The sequence below is a fragment of the Sporosarcina pasadenensis genome (assembly GCF_047228845.1).
Classification (GTDB): Bacteria; Bacillota; Bacilli; order Bacillales_A; family Planococcaceae; genus Sporosarcina.
Window position 1 is genome coordinate 107,294 of sequence record NZ_JBFEGM010000010.1, and the last position, 15,251, is coordinate 122,544.

Genomic DNA, 15,251 nt, shown 5'->3' on the forward strand with positions numbered 1-15,251 from the left:
AATGAATTTCACCTCATGTCTATCGTTATTGATTCAAATCATAAATTTGACCTTTAATTAAATACGCTGCACTTTCAGCAATGTTCGTAATGTGGTCAGCAGTACGTTCAAGGTAACGATTGATGAATAGCAATTGTACGAGCTGTGTTGTTTCTTCTGGATGTTCACGTAAATAGCCGGTGATGCTTTTATATGTTTCCGCATAGTAATTGTCGACTTGATCGTCCAACTCGGCAACTTCCTTAGCAAACGCCATGTTTCCATCGATGAATGCAGACACCGCCTTTTGAAGCATATTAAGGGAGATCTCATTCATTTGCTCTAGATTTGTAATATTGATGAGCGATTCGGTTTTTCCGATTTTAGCAGTCGCTTTCGCGATATTTACTGCAAAGTCGGCAATCCGCTCGATATCAGAAGTAATTTTCAATGATGCAATGATTCTTCGCAGATCGGTTGCAAATGGTTGTTCTTTCGCAATAAGCCATACCGCAAATTGGTTAATTTCTTGGTCCAGATTATCAATGGCTGTGTCTTCATCAATGACTCGCAACGCCAATTCGACATCTTGCGTTTTAAAAGCTGTGAATGCTTTCTCAAATGCAGATACAGTAAGCTTGTTCATCTCATTCATTTTGTTTTGCAATTCTTGCAAGTTCTTGTCAAAGTATTTCCTTGCGTTCATGAATGTCACCCCTTGATTTGGTTAACCGAAACGACCCGTTACATAATCTTCGGTTCGTTGGTCTTTCGGATTTGAAAAGACGTTGTTTGTGGCATCATATTCAACAATCTCTCCATTTAGGAAGAATGCTGTTTTGTCTGATACGCGGGCAGCTTGCTGCATGTTATGTGTTACGATTACAATTGTATATTCTTTTTTCAATTGTGCAATCAATTCTTCAACTTTCAATGTGGAGATCGGGTCTAATGCCGAAGTCGGTTCATCCATCAGAATGACATCCGGTCTCATCGCAATCGCACGGGCAATACAAACCCTTTGTTGTTGACCGCCTGATAGACCAAGTGCAGATGTCTTAAGACGATCCTTCACCTCATCCCATATCGCAGCGCCACGCAAGCTTTCCTCAACAATTTGGTTCAATTCCTTCTTATTTTTAATTCCTTGTGCACGAGGTCCGTACGCAACATTATCATAAATGCTCATTGGGAATAGGTTCGGCTTTTGGAATACCATTCCGACTTTTGTCCGAAGCTTAATGACATCGCTGGATTTATAAATATCTTCGTTGTCGATGACGATGTCCCCGTTGATTCTCACTCCATCTATTAAATCATTCATACGGTTTAACGTCCGTAGAAAGGTCGACTTCCCGCAACCGGATGGGCCGATTAATGCTGTCACTTTCTTTTCTTCAATATCTAACGATACATCATATAATGCCTGTTTATCTCCATAAAAAAGACTTAAGTCTTTTACACTGATCTTTGCTGTTCCCTCTGACTGCTTCATAAGCTCCTCCTTACTTCTATGTCCCGCTATCGTAAAATTAATAATCCGCTTTATTCAATTTCTTGGATATGAACGTAGCTGAGAAGTTCAAAATCAAGATAATAACGATTAACACAATCCCAATCGCGGCTGCAAGTTCGATATCGCCTGCCTCCTGTGTAACTAAATAGGAATGGACCGTTAATGTCCTTGCAGAAGAGAAAATGCTTGAAGGCATCGCCGCGACAGTTCCAGCCGTTAAAAATATAGCAGCCGACTCACCGACAATCCGTCCCATTGAAAGGATGATCCCTGATAAAATTCCAGGCATTGAGCTTGGCAAGATGACTTTCATGAGTGTTTGAAGTTTTGTTGTCCCTAATGCCAAAGAACCTTCACGATACGTTTGAGGCACCGTTTTCAATGCTTCTTCTGTTGTTCGGATGACGACAGGCAATACGATGATTGTCAACGTTAATGACGCAGCGATGATTGACATGCCGAGCTTTAACGTCGTAACAAAGAATACGGCACCGAACAATCCATAGATGATCGACGGAATCCCTGTTAAGCTTTCGGTCGCAAAACGGATCGTTCTTACAAGGCGGCCTTGCTTCGCATACTCTTGAAGATATACAGCAGCCAAAATTCCGATTGGCGTTGCAATAAGAAGAGAAATAACGATTGTGTACACGGTAGTAACAATCATCGGCCAAATGCCACCGCCACCTGTCGGCGAATAATCGCCAAAGATGAATTCGAAATTGATGAGACGGAATCCCTTGTAAAAGATGAATCCTACAATAAGCAACAGAATGGCAACCGTTACTAAGCTTGCAAACCATAGAAGTCCGCGCAATAAGTTGTCTTTAAAATTTCTCATCTTATTTAGCACCCCTTGCGCTGATTTTCGCTAGTACAAAGTTCAAAATCAAGATAAAGGAGAACAACACGATACCGGTTGCAAACAGCATTTCTTGATGCACGCCTGCTGCATAACCCATTTCCAATGCGATATTGGTTGTTAGCGGTCGGACGCTGTCTGTCAGGCTTGTAGGCGTGATCAAACTGTTTCCTGCAATCAAAATTACCGCCATTGTTTCACCGATCGCTCTGCCTAGACCTAAAACAATCGCTGCCATAATACCGGACTTTGCTGCCGGTACGACGACTTTAAAAATGGTGCCGATTTCAGACGCGCCAAGTGCCAAAGAACCTTCCCGGTACGTTTTCGGAACAGCGCGGATCGCCGTTTCAGCTACCGTCACGATTGTCGGCAGCATCATGATCGCCAATACTAAAATGACAGCCAATAAGCTTTGCCCTTTCACTAATCCTAAGTTGTTTTGAAAAAACGGCACGATAATGGCAAGTCCAAAAACACCATACAGAACTGACGGAATCCCAGCAAGCAGCTGTACAGCCGGCGAAATGATTTTCGCAAACCGTTTCGGCGCAATTTCTGATAGGAAGATTGCTGTAAATAATCCAATAGGCACCCCAATTACTAACGCTCCGATCGTTGCATAAATAGAAGCGACGATCATTGGGAAAATCCCGAATTTATCCTCGCTTGGCACCCACTCTACTCCAAAGATGAAGTCAAAAAAGCTGTACCCCTCTGCAATGAACGGATGGGAACCTCTATAAAATACAAATCCTACGATCAATAACAAACTGAAAACGGAAAGCAGTGCGCAGAACAAGAATAGCTTGGATGATAAACTTTCTAACATGTATTTTCTTCTATTTGATTTACCGTTACCTATACCTTGCTTTTCAATAGGTGGGCTTGTCATAGCTGAATCCCTCCAAAATCGCTTTTACGTAAGATGTCAATTTGATTAGTTAACGGGGATAGCCCCAGTTTCAGAAACAACATCTTGTCCATCCGGACTTAAAATGAAATCGATGAATTGTTGACCTGCTTCAGTTAAATTTTCTTCCTTCGTGACGAACAAGAATGGACGTGACAATTTGTATGTTTGCTGCAGAACATTTTTCGCTGTTGCTTCCACTCCATTTATGTCAACAGTTGAAATGGACTCATCCACATATTCGAAGGAAATAAAACCTACCGCATGCTTATTCATTGCAACAGTCGTTTTAATATTTCCGTTTCCACTCGCAATTATGGCGTTTCTCACTAATTCCCCTGACGAGAAGTCGACAATTTCCTGAAACGCGTCACGTGAGCCCGAGCCGTCTTCTCGGGAAACAACAACAATCTCCATATCCTCGCCGCCAACCTCTTTCCAGTTCGTCACTTCTCCGGTGAATATTTTCTTCACTTGTTCCAAAGTGAGATTTTTTACTTTGTTCGTCGGATGAGTTACGACAACAATGCCGTCGTAGGCAATAACGATCTCGCTCAATCCGCTTTCGATCTCTTCCTGTTTTAAATCACGGGAGGCCATACCGATTTCAGATACCCCATTTATGGCATTCGTTATGCCAGCCGATGATCCAATCTGGTTGATCTCTATTTTCACATCATTGTTCTCTTCATATTTAAATGCCAATTTCTCAGCTAACGGCCCTACGGAAGTAGACCCTGAAATAGCAATCGTCGCTGCACTATCATTTGACGATTTACTACCCTTTTCAGCATTGTTGCCGCATGCAGTCAGGACGATTGCTACGGAGATAACGAATAATCCTTTGATTGCATTCCTTATATATTTCATATTTGTACCTCCGAAATGATTTATTGACCCTTTGTAAATAATAATGTTAGTTTGTAAATTTAATTAAGTTTTCTTGTAAAGGTTTTGTAAATTCTCTTTACATATTCTGAGTTGTAAGATATATACAACAATGTACCCCACAGCTTATGTAATCAACCAACAAGAGAAGTTTGAGCTCTCTAATAAAAAAAGCCTCAACTCCTAAAAGGAAATTGAGGCATTACCACTTACTTTAACTATGCAGACCCCCACTTAACCAAGGACGGTGCCGATACGGACCTGTCGGGATTTGGATGAGGCTGGTTTTTCCTTCTGGACTCAGCTTGTAAATCGCATCACTACTGTTCACATCAAACCCGAGGAGTGGGTGTCCTCCGAAACCGAGGGCTGACGCGACTAGCAGCAATCTTTGCACAAGCATACCTGCCTCCATTTGTTGGATGCGATATCCTCTGTATCCCATTTCCGTTTTATAATGATCTTTGTCCCCTGCAACATGTAGACAAAGCGGCACTTGAAACAGATTTACATTCCCTCCGGACATTCCGTACTGTAACTGTAATCGATGATCTCCGAGTTGAACTCGGCGTAACGCATGGGAAGAGCTGTCATAGAGATATGCACCGTTCGGAATGCCCTCGACATTATACAAACATCCGTAAAGTGAGACACGGGACTTCTGTTTCTTTTGAACTCCATCCAAATCATTTTGATACGAGAAAGAATTCATCGCGCCCTTAAGCAGTGTGGCAAGCTGGAGTTGACTAACATTCCCCAAAACGAAATCTACGTCCGGAGAAAATCGCTTTCGGCAGGCTGACGCCAAATCGTACGACAATCGCTTCACATAAGGCAGTGTCACCGATTGACCGTCACAATTTAGTTGCTCCTCCTTGATCTGCCGAAACGATTTCGTTGATTCCAACATAGACGCTTCATTCATCTTGGTTAACATCGGAAACTCTTTAACCGTTCGTGATCGGACGTGATGAGTAGACTGAATTGCTGTCAACTCTTGGCTTAATTCATTGGCATAGACTTCCCCATCTATGTTACTTCTGTTGAAGCAGTTTGTTGATTCCGCCGAAAGCGGAATCACCGCATACACACTCTCCTCTTTTTCGGAAAGGCCAAGGAGGTGGTTGATGGCCCGATCAAGGAACTGGAAGTATACACAAGAGGCGAAGCCAAAGCATTTTGCAACTTCCAGTAATTGACCAATCAACACACCCGCATCCAACCCTTGAAGACGGTAGGAAAAGTTATTGTATTTAAAGAAATTTTTCCAAAACATCGTTGATACAAAAACAGTACCAAAACACTCGGATAGGTCACAGCGATTACCAAGTGCCCGGGATATATAGGAATCAAAATTTCCTTCTCGCAACAACACTAAGCGATGATGTGCTACATCATAATGGTAAACACCGGCAGGCAAATTCTCTATCTTCAAATAAATGTACAATTCGTTTGGATACAGCGCCCCACCAGAAGGAACAAACCGCCGTTTCGACTGCATTAGGTCCATGGCTGGATCGCTGGAATCCCCGTCCATCTTATACTCGCTAAATTGAGTTAGTCCGAATACATACCAGAGAAAATGTCCGATGTTGCTTAGGTCAAGCTTTGCAGGTACTTCCATTCCTTTAAGCGTCAACGGTACTTCTAAAGAAAGCGGAATCACAGGTAAGCCACGGTAGAGCTTATACGTAAGCGGTGCATCATCCCAATCCACTTCCCAGTCTGGCGGGCTTGCCTTGTCAATGTCAAAATGGAGATTGTGCAGTAATGCCTCAAGATTCATCCTCCTACCTCCTAACGACTGGTTATGGGAACGGATGCGGATATGGGTTGAGCTGTTCAAGTGTTAACAATTCTTCCTTATATCCGAGTTCCACCGGCACCCGGAGCACCCTCTCAAGTCCTGTTATTCGGGTAAGATGTTGACCGAATGTCATCGGCAGCATCCCCGGAATCAGGACTTTTACGCAGAACAGTCCATTTTGTTTTATTTCCGGTGCCGTTTGGTCCACTACGATCACATCGAGGTTTAATCCCCTAAACACTTGGAGAATATCCCGTAGATCATCCGTGAGGTCTGCATGCACTGTCTCCCATTTGAATTCCTCGTCAAACGTTCGCAATGGTCGATTATCATCTAACAAAAACTGGAGGCGTTCTTGCGCTTCCGGCAACCCATACAACATCCCATGATCATCCATCTTCCGTACCAAGGAAGAGTCTTTCAGCATTCGCAAATACTCCTCCCGATTCGCCTCTAAATTCTCGTCAAGTATTAGCATCATGCCAGCCAACTCATGAATCGCGCTTTTCGCCGCTCGTATTGGATCTAGATGAGCGCCTGCCGCAGCAATGATATTCAACCCCGTTTTTTTCCTGTTTTTCGCCAGAACCAAAACACTTGGAATTCCATTCTCCATCGTCGAATTATAAAAATGAAGATCATAACCGCAAACTGCCCGCACACGATCAATCATCAACTGTAATTCTTGATCATTAGTAGAGTGAGGGTCAAGACGTGGAAGTTCCAGCTCTGCGTACCAAGTCATCAAGAACGAATCACGCTCAACAACTTCCATAATACCGTAGAAAATGGCCTCCTCTAGACTACCGCCTAATGCACATCCATTTGAAGTTTCATAGACAAATCCCTCTCCGCCCAAGCTGTAATAAGCAAGCTTCTCCGGAATCAGAATAGGACGCTCTTTCAAAAACGAATAACCCCAAACCCAATCGATGGAGCGATCAGGATTGAACGGTTTGAACGGAAAATTAGGCAGCGCATACTGTTCCTTTGAATGCACACCTACCTTAAGAGGATTAAGCGCTCGGTCTTCCAGATTGCGGAAGCTGTCATGAACCACTGTTCGTTTTCCACTTGGAGACAAACCGCAGTACCGCTCCAACCCCTCCAAAATAGCCGTAGACTCACTAACCTTGTATGAATGAGTCCGGCCTGCCACCCCCTCGTCTCCGCCAAACAACGGCAGATTAACACTTGCATCGGCAAATGGCAGCATGAGGTGATACATTTTACTATTCACCAAACCAGTTCGATCATCTAGATAATCCTTGCTTAAAATATTTTGCAGGTCATCTATGGAACGACTGCGGTAACTGTCGGTACTGATTTTTAGACTAGATTGCAGTGTAATTCGGGCCGCGGCCGGAGAATCATCAGGCAATCGACTACAGACCGGACATAACGGGTCAGGAAGAAACGAGTGCCATGAACTCTTTAGCGATTTCAGACTGATTAAGCATAAACGACCTTCAGAACGAGCCTGCTCTCCATCTAGTATGCTCTGTACCTCTGACTCGAGAAGGTGCGCCATTTGCAATAATCCCGTACGCGTTGCCCAAGCATCACACGAAATTTCACCTTGAGCTTTATGTCTCTGTTCCATCACCCACATCTCTTTACGGTCTCGGCCGGCCATGATACGTCGCTTGTCTGCACATTGGGAGCAGCCAAGTATTTTCGGACGCATTAGTGGCCCAATCACACCTTCTCCATATGAAACAAAGCCTCGCAGCCAAGGTATGCCGGTTGGCCGCAACACTTCTTCTGCTCTTTTATGAATGGAAGGATTCAAGATATCGTGCAATACTAGAACCAGATCAGTCGTGTCCGGTACTCCCTCATCGAAATCGAAGCGGCGTATTACTTCGTATTGAGTGGATAAATCCCCGCACATACGATCAGCCAGTAATCCTTCTCCAACAACCATCACAACAGTACTCACAGGAAGCCTTCCTCCTCTCGCAACAACACACCAAACAGCCCTTCGATCCCCTCTTTCAAAAATGGTTCAAATGCCAGATCAACTACTAATAGCCGTTTGTGATTCTGTTCTAAGATTTGTAGAGCGGAATGCAAAATCTCGGACTGCCTCTTCTCATCACAAGCAGAGATAACAAGACTGAAGGGTACCGTATCTTCCAGTTGGACAGACGAAACTTGCTGCGCTTGAACCTGGGTGGTAAGCGCCTGTAGTAACGCCTTTCGCAAAGCTAATGTATTATTTAAATCTACAGCACTATACCAGCCGTCATTCGTTCCGACCCAGATGACAGGGAACCCGTTCACTTCCTCTCCCAAGCCAATCGTCGGTGCGCCTTGCATCGTGGTTAGTGCCTCTAAATAAAACCTACAGTGTTCATCTTCTACAGTATCCACTTGCAACGGAGCAACATGGATTTTTTTATTTTCGAGCTGCATGCTTAGCTCTTTGTCCAAACACTTTTGCAATCCCCGGCATATACCTTCCGCAACCGTTTCTCCCGCTCCAACTCCGATGATTTCATTTATTTCCATCCCGTTCTCCCCATTTTCCTCGCTTGAAGGCAGGGTCGCAACGAGTGGCTCAACCACTCGTGACACATACGATTCTATTCCAGCCAATCCGGCTTTCCTCCGCGCTTCCTCATGCGTCAAATCTGCACAAACAATCGCTGGTAAAAGGTCAGCAGGTCCCTCTGATAAGATATCAACCGCCTGAACGCGGCACTGAGCTAAAGGCAGCTGCCTGAGATCTCCTTCCTCCCAAATATGAAAAACCCCTGATACTTCCGATGTCAACTGGCTGAAGTAAAGTAACAATCGATTCGGTTCATCTTTGCTTTCGCTTCGTTCAAGACGCATATCCAAATCTGTTACCCATTCACTAGACACGTGTCCATCCACCAACGGATGTGGCAAAAACGAATGCCAACTTCCTTCTAATGTGTCTAGATCAAGCAAATAGAATAGGTTCCTCGGTTCGGATTCGGTCACTCCCGTAATCTCTTTAAACAATTCAAATGTGATTACATTGGCTAACATTGCCCCTGCTGTTGCAGAGAAAGCACTGAACGGCTGCTCTTTGGAAAGTACAGTTCGATGCATGCGCCTCCACGCAGACTCCCAACTCCTCTCAGAGTCTGGATGCACGAGCGGACCCGCAAGACCTACATGCTGGTGGCATATAGCAGGGAGAAACACCTTCTTCTCTTCCCTACAAACCTTATGAAGAACTCGGAGTTCCTCTATATCGCCTTCCTGGGACACATACAAAATCGAATCAAACGGTTGAACAATTTCCCGCCAACAACGTTCGCCACCCTTCTGCAAGCTGACTTCTTCTACCGCTACCTCGGTGTCTGTTTCACGGGCATGTGCCACGAGTTCCATCAATCGCTCTCTATTGGTCGACTCCGTGTCCGTGATGAGCATATGGAACTTGGGCAATCCAGATTCAAGTAATGAAGAAACCAATGAAACAAAAAAAGGACCAGCACCAACTGCCAACACTCTCGCCTGACGATAAGTTTGAAATTGGAACGCACTCGAGTCACCGAAACTGTCCAGAAATTCAATTTGGGAAGCATACTTAGTAAGAACCTGATCGGTCAATTGATGTGGAAGATCGTTACTCACATCCCGAGCATACTCATTTCGGTAGAGCACTTCCGCAATTTCATAGACACGATTCCGATATGGAACAGACAATCCTTCTGTCAATTCCCCCAGCGTATACTTCCCGTTGAACATCGGTACCAGTTTTTCAATCCACTGAACGATTCCAGTTCCTTCCACACGAAATGAACTTTTATTATTCCTAAAATACACACTGCTATTTGAATCGGGGAGAAAAGATGTGTCTCTTTTCACTTTCAGACGCATCAAAGGGGTCAAGTTTGACATTCCGCTCCTCCTTCTAAACCGAAATTATGACGTACACTCTAATCCTATGTACCGTAACTTGGCTCATATGTTTAACCTTATATAGAAAAGTCCCTGCAACAACTGCAGGGACCTTGGCAATCATGGTTTTTGTGGGAATTTTAGAATCATTAGCCGTGGCAACGGCCACCGCAACGGAAACAGTTTGAGCAACGGAAACAGTTTGAGCAGCGGAAACAAGTGAAGATAGGGAAAACGTTAAAACAGTTAAAGCAGCTAAAGCAGCTAAAGCAACTAGTACAACGGGCACAGCTACCGAAAGTACCGAAAGTACCGATCTTCGCAGTTTGATTTGAAAGTGAATTATTTGGGTCCCAATTAACTGCCTCACTCGTATTGAACTCGCCAAGATTCAACATCTGGAGTTCGTTATGGAAATTATTCATCCTTGCACCTCCAATTATATTATCAAGATGTGCTATGAACATGAATGGGGAAGCACAATCATAAATAGTCCATATACACACTCCTTACCAACTTATGAACGATAGGTGGGTAATGCTACTGATTTCAATGCCTATTTTTTATCGTTCAGCATGGAACATTTCAAAATGGCCGCCACCATGAAGGGAAACACGGATAACTCGAGATTGGACAAAGGATTTGGCATATGAAAAAGACCCGGAAATCGGAAATATTTATTTTCACGAAAACCGGGTCTGAATCGGATATTTATTTTAGTTGAACAATTAGATCTCCAGCCAAGCAACTGATTCCACATGGCTGCTTTGCGGGAACATGTCGACTGGCTGCACTTCCTTCGTCCGATAGCCGCCGTCCTCCAAGATCCGAATGCACCTCACACATGCACCAACACAATTCAGACAATACACTACAATTGTATAAATTCAAAAAGGTAGGCAACCATGTCAAGCTTTGGTTGCCTACCTTCATGAATAGATATACAAATTATTGAATTGTCATAAATGGGTGATGCACAGGCACCTTTGTCTTCGTCATTTCTTTTTAACTTAGTAATTAATTTTTAAATGTAGATGATTTTAGAATTGTAAAAAGCGTACCCAGCGAAAGGGTACGCCTAAGCCGAATTTAGAACTAACTAATTTAAGATATTTATAAGGGTCTACTGAAAGTTAACATTTAGCTTTACTTCCAATCTTGTTGCAGGATCAGTATTAGAAACATTTATTGGTAGAGTGAAAAATTCACTATAAAGAGTATATCCACCTGGCTTTTTCCATGAATCAAAAGTAAATGGTCTTATGTCCCATTTTACTGCTACCTCATGCTCTCTATCTGCAGAATCAACAATGGTTACTTTATTAGGTAATGCGGCCTTAAACTCTTCCAAAGTAATATCTTTTGAGACATAGAGTGGTTCCAGTGGTTTAATTTCTTTTAACGTTTCATCTGCTTTAATTACAATTTTTACATAATTCGCTGTAGTGCCTCTATCAACTACATTTAATGGGTTGATATCTTCGCCATATAATGTTTCTCTATAGGAGTCACCAAGTAATATCTCATGTGTATACATTCCTTCAGGTGCATCAAAGTGGATTGTATATTCTCCTACTGGAATATCCGTCATATCGAAACGTTCTTTAACATTACTAGGGGTACTCCCTACTGTATACTCTTTCCCTGTTACTTTATTCTTAAGGTAGAAAGATTCTTTAATATTTTCAAATGGTATTTTATTGCTACTAGAAGTAGAGTCTTTATATAGACTTATTTGTACTTTACCTTTTACTATTGGTGCTGGTTTCTCTCTTACAATCGTTATTTCTTTAACGGTTGTGTTTCCTGCTCCGTCTACTAGTGTATAAGTAAAGACATTTTCACCAACTTCTAAGTCTACAGTCCATTCTAAAGTTTTATCAATCGCAGAACTATAGTTCCCTTCGTATTGCTTAATATGACTATCAAATTCATACAGGTCTAGATAGCTGAACCTATCCTTCATATTAATCTCGAGTTGGGCTTTCTCTGAAGTAGCTTCTCTTTCTTTAACCACAATATTTAATTCTGGAGGCGTCGTATCAACATAGAATCTTCTAGCAATACTTCCACTTTTTCCTGATTGTGAAATAACATTTACATTAATGGCATACGAATTATCTTCTAATGTAAGTATTTTTCTGAATTTGTACGCGGGTCCTTTATAAACAACCTGCCCTCCGCTTTTTACTTCTGCATTCGCTACATATACAACATCCGCTTCTTGACCTTGGATGAGGATCTTTTCAAGATATTTTACATTTGTTACATAACCTTCGAATAAAATATCAGAATACGCAAAAGTTTTTAGTGGTGTTGGGGAATCCATATATATTGATGGGAAGAAATAATTATTGGCAGCCTCTTTCTCTAGATATTGTATTTTTTCAAATAACGCCTCTAATACTTCTTCGCCTACAATAGTAGCGTCAGAATCTATTTCTTTAACTTTTTCCACCTTGGTTTTTGCAGCTATTACCGCATCCTTATCCTTTATTCTTATATCTTCAAGTGATGGCAAAGATTTTATTGCTTCTTCTGCCTCCTGAATCAGATCAAGTAAAAATACATGTGCTAATTCTTTTAATCTATTTTCTAGTTCCTCTAATTTGTTCAAATTGGTCACTAATTCTTTTTCTTCAGGTGTCAATGCTTCATAAAATTTTCTTGCTGTTTGTACTGTTTCTTTATCCCCTAATGCTAATTCATTTACAGCTGGCAGCTCATCTATTAGTTTGACCGCCTCATTAACACGGCTCTTATCCATTACATACTTTATTTTTTTTGCTAGTTCTACGATTTCATTTTTTCCGCTATACACTTTTATATTTATTTCAGATGATTTTAAAATTGATTTTGTAAAATATCCATCTTTATCCAGGTTTACATTAAAGCCATTAATCTCTAAACTTACTTTTGTATTTCCTTTGTAACTTTTCGGTACTTCTAAAGCTCCTAGAATGTCTATTTTCTTACCTTCAGAGTCGATTATAGTCGGTTCCTTAACCCATTTAATATCGTCTGTTTTTTGACCAAATACAATTGCACTACTCATAAATATTGACATTACCACTAGAACAAAAATTATTTTCCTAATCATCTGATTTTAATCCCCCTGACATATTGTTAACATAATAAACAAATACCCCTATCCTCCTTCGGTAGTGTTTTTTGAATCATTTGAACATTTAACTACTTGTCCTAACTATACGCTAAAAATAGATTAAGTATTACTAAAACGTTTTGGATAGGGGGATTTCCCTGTCAACTTAAATTTATTTTAATAAACGCCCATCGCTATCATTCCTTCTCCTCCTTCTATTCATTTTTATCATTTGTCTTAAGATATTTGTCTGTTTAAGTCCACAAGAAAAACCCTTCCATAAGGAAAGGGCTTTTCAATGCAAACGATTATTGTTTTGTAGTAAATTTCAGACTTACACCCGCAGACTCATTTCCTGTAGTGTCTACTGTTTTGAACATGACGGTGTAAGATGTGTTTCTTGTTAAACCAGTGACATTAACTGCTTGAGTGCCTTTAGCAACAGAACCGATCAATCTACCGTTTAGATAGATATTTGTTTTTGCAAAGTCGGCGTCCGTTGGATTTGTCCATGAGAATGAAGCACTTGTAGATGTTGTAGCAGTTAATTTAACGTTTTTAACCACAGCGGGAGCCGTAGTGTCTACAACTGGTGCAGGCGGTGTTGTTGGTGCTTTAACGGATTCATACGTTAAGAATCCATAACCGAATAATGAGTCTCTTCCTGCATCACCTAAATCAGTTGTATATTTTTGCAGTTCAGCACGAAGCTGTGCATTTGTCATTGTAGGGTTCTTTTGCTTCAATAGAGCAACAAATCCTGCAACGTGAGGAGAAGCCATTGACGTTCCATCTAAACGTGCATAACTTCCATTCAAATAGGTGCTGACAATCGCTACGCCTGGTGAAGAGAATTCTGTTTCCGCACCCGTAGAAGAGAAGCTGCCGATTTTCAAAAGTTGATCCACCGCAGATACAGCAATTACTTCATTGTACTTTGCAGGGTAGTTTACAGGAGTTCCTACTCCATCATTACCATTAGCTCCTACTAATACAATTCCGCTAGTCTGTGCTTTAGCAACCATGTCACGAAATGCTTTACTATCTGCACTTGTTCCAAGAGACATGTTGACGACATCCATTTTATTTGCAATCGACCAGTCAAGTCCTTCCAAGATGTCGATAAGAAAACCGCTGCCATCTTGATCCATTACCTTTACGGCATATAAATCAGCGTCAGGTGCTACCCCTACTAAGCCTTTACCATCTCTACTTGCTCCAATGCTCCCTGCAACGTGTGTACCATGACCATTGTCGTCATTGTAAGAAGTAGTGTAATCTACAGTGGAAACTCCACCTTTAATTAGAAGGTCTGGATGGTTTGCAACCCCTGAATCGACAACAGCCACTTTAATTCCCTTGCCAGTCCATCCTTCATTCCAAGCATTTGATACTTTCATCGCTTGAATGTCCCATTGGGATTCTTCTGCGGGTACAGTAGTTCCAGTAGATTTAGCCTCTACCTTGTTCAATACTTGTACTTCATTTTTATTGCCTACTAAAGAAAACTTGATGTTTTCTTCTACGGAAGCGATATTTGGATTCTTTTCCAATGCCTTCATTGCTTTAGGGCTTGCTTTTACCGCAAGAGCATTGATGGACTTGAATTGCGTTTTCACCTTTTTGCTTCCTTTGATAACAGCGTCTTTTCCGCTATTATTCTTGTACACGACAACATACTCTTTGTCCGTATCACTCAGTTGTTCAGCATTTGCAGAGGTTGCCAACATATTCATTGCAAGTCCTAACGTAAGAGCTGTTGCGATGATCATTTTCGATTTACCTTTTTTGTTTAATTCTTTCATAATTTCTCTCCTCTACTATATATAGAATTTCATAGATTAAAATACTTTATGAACGTCTTGATATAAAACTTTTTAAAGCACATGCTAAATTCCTACAAAAAAAGAGTGCTCTTTACTGGGAAAGGGCTACTCTTTTTATATCGCATTTTTTAAAAGACTTGTAATAGGTGTATTTTCCTATTTTTTACTCACGAACTTTTCTTCTAATTCTATAATATCTTTTTGTAGACAAAAGGGAGATTTCATAGCAGGATTTTTTACATATGTATTAAAGTCTAACAATTAGCCCAACAACTTCAAATATATGGAGGAGTTCAATTGGGGTATTAAGGGCGTGGCGGCGCCCTTGAACTTTATTTTTAAGGGTGGAACTTTATTGTGTGGTTACAAACCTGTCCGCTTAAAATAAAGTCTCCCCCTACTTTACCCCACGCCAACCCGCATTCCACAGTCACGTTTACAATAAAGTTTTGGCATGAACCCTCATTTCCCCCTG

General features: G+C 41.6%; 11 protein-coding genes and 1 pseudogene. All 12 read right to left on the reverse strand.

What is annotated here, in order from left to right:
* Nucleotides 1–25: 25 nt before the first annotated feature.
* The 12 genes and pseudogenes from phoU to AB1K89_RS14255 all read right to left on the reverse strand — a co-directional run bounded on the left by phoU (nt 26) and on the right by AB1K89_RS14255 (nt 14,755).
* Nucleotides 26–685, reverse strand: coding sequence for a phosphate signaling complex protein PhoU (gene phoU, locus AB1K89_RS14200; RefSeq protein WP_413055371.1), 660 nt, complete (start codon nt 683–685; stop codon nt 26–28).
* A 21-nt stretch (nt 686–706) separates the two neighbouring features.
* Nucleotides 707–1,474 (reverse strand): phosphate ABC transporter ATP-binding protein PstB, encoded by a 768-nt coding sequence (gene pstB, locus AB1K89_RS14205; protein WP_413055372.1) that lies wholly within the window; start codon nt 1,472–1,474, stop codon nt 707–709.
* A gap of 37 nt (nt 1,475–1,511) precedes the next feature.
* Entirely contained in the window at nt 1,512–2,336 is an 825-nt protein-coding gene (gene pstA, locus AB1K89_RS14210) for a phosphate ABC transporter permease PstA (RefSeq protein WP_413055373.1), read from the reverse strand.
* Between the two features lies 1 nt (nt 2,337).
* The gene (gene pstC, locus AB1K89_RS14215; protein ID WP_413055374.1) at nt 2,338–3,252 is read right to left on the reverse strand and encodes a phosphate ABC transporter permease subunit PstC; all 915 of its coding nucleotides are present in this window, start codon (nt 3,250–3,252) and stop codon (nt 2,338–2,340) included.
* Between the two features lie 45 nt (nt 3,253–3,297).
* Nucleotides 3,298–4,140 carry a phosphate ABC transporter substrate-binding protein gene (locus tag AB1K89_RS14220; RefSeq protein ID WP_413055375.1) on the reverse strand — a complete coding sequence of 281 codons (843 nt, stop codon included), beginning with the start codon at nt 4,138–4,140 and terminating at the stop codon, nt 3,298–3,300.
* A 232-nt stretch (nt 4,141–4,372) separates the two neighbouring features.
* On the reverse strand, nt 4,373–5,944 hold the full coding sequence (locus AB1K89_RS14225; RefSeq protein ID WP_413055376.1) for a SagB family peptide dehydrogenase: 1,572 nt from the start codon (nt 5,942–5,944) through the stop codon (nt 4,373–4,375).
* Between the two features lie 22 nt (nt 5,945–5,966).
* Complete coding sequence (locus tag AB1K89_RS14230; protein ID WP_413055377.1) at nt 5,967–7,859, reverse strand: TOMM precursor leader peptide-binding protein; 1,893 nt, start codon at nt 7,857–7,859, stop codon at nt 5,967–5,969.
* Nucleotides 7,860–7,903: 44 nt separating this feature from the next.
* Nucleotides 7,904–9,847, reverse strand: coding sequence for a putative thiazole-containing bacteriocin maturation protein (locus tag AB1K89_RS14235; protein WP_413055378.1), 1,944 nt, complete (start codon nt 9,845–9,847; stop codon nt 7,904–7,906).
* 149 nt (nt 9,848–9,996) lie between these two features.
* The gene (locus AB1K89_RS14240; protein WP_413055379.1) at nt 9,997–10,314 is read right to left on the reverse strand and encodes a heterocycloanthracin/sonorensin family bacteriocin; all 318 of its coding nucleotides are present in this window, start codon (nt 10,312–10,314) and stop codon (nt 9,997–9,999) included.
* 261 nt (nt 10,315–10,575) lie between these two features.
* Nucleotides 10,576–10,686, reverse strand: a pseudogene (locus AB1K89_RS14245) (class I SAM-dependent RNA methyltransferase); the annotation flags it as partial.
* Between the two features lie 284 nt (nt 10,687–10,970).
* Complete coding sequence (locus tag AB1K89_RS14250; protein ID WP_413055380.1) at nt 10,971–12,947, reverse strand: hypothetical protein; 1,977 nt, start codon at nt 12,945–12,947, stop codon at nt 10,971–10,973.
* A gap of 311 nt (nt 12,948–13,258) precedes the next feature.
* Nucleotides 13,259–14,755 carry a S8 family peptidase gene (locus AB1K89_RS14255; RefSeq protein WP_413055381.1) on the reverse strand — a complete coding sequence of 499 codons (1,497 nt, stop codon included), beginning with the start codon at nt 14,753–14,755 and terminating at the stop codon, nt 13,259–13,261.
* Nucleotides 14,756–15,251 lie beyond the last annotated feature (496 nt).

Coding starts and splice junctions, on each gene's coding strand:
- phoU (WP_413055371.1), bottom strand. CDS start 685: ATGAACGCAAGGAAATACTTTGACAAGAACTTGCAAGAATTGCAAAAC.
- pstB (WP_413055372.1), bottom strand. CDS start 1,474: ATGAAGCAGTCAGAGGGAACAGCAAAGATCAGTGTAAAAGACTTAAGT.
- pstA (WP_413055373.1), bottom strand. CDS start 2,336: ATGAGAAATTTTAAAGACAACTTATTGCGCGGACTTCTATGGTTTGCA.
- pstC (WP_413055374.1), bottom strand. CDS start 3,252: ATGACAAGCCCACCTATTGAAAAGCAAGGTATAGGTAACGGTAAATCA.
- AB1K89_RS14220 (WP_413055375.1), bottom strand. CDS start 4,140: ATGAAATATATAAGGAATGCAATCAAAGGATTATTCGTTATCTCCGTA.
- AB1K89_RS14225 (WP_413055376.1), bottom strand. CDS start 5,944: ATGAATCTTGAGGCATTACTGCACAATCTCCATTTTGACATTGACAAG.
- AB1K89_RS14230 (WP_413055377.1), bottom strand. CDS start 7,859: ATGTGCGGGGATTTATCCACTCAATACGAAGTAATACGCCGCTTCGAT.
- AB1K89_RS14235 (WP_413055378.1), bottom strand. CDS start 9,847: ATGTCAAACTTGACCCCTTTGATGCGTCTGAAAGTGAAAAGAGACACA.
- AB1K89_RS14240 (WP_413055379.1), bottom strand. CDS start 10,314: ATGTTCATAGCACATCTTGATAATATAATTGGAGGTGCAAGGATGAAT.
- AB1K89_RS14250 (WP_413055380.1), bottom strand. CDS start 12,947: ATGATTAGGAAAATAATTTTTGTTCTAGTGGTAATGTCAATATTTATG.
- AB1K89_RS14255 (WP_413055381.1), bottom strand. CDS start 14,755: ATGAAAGAATTAAACAAAAAAGGTAAATCGAAAATGATCATCGCAACA.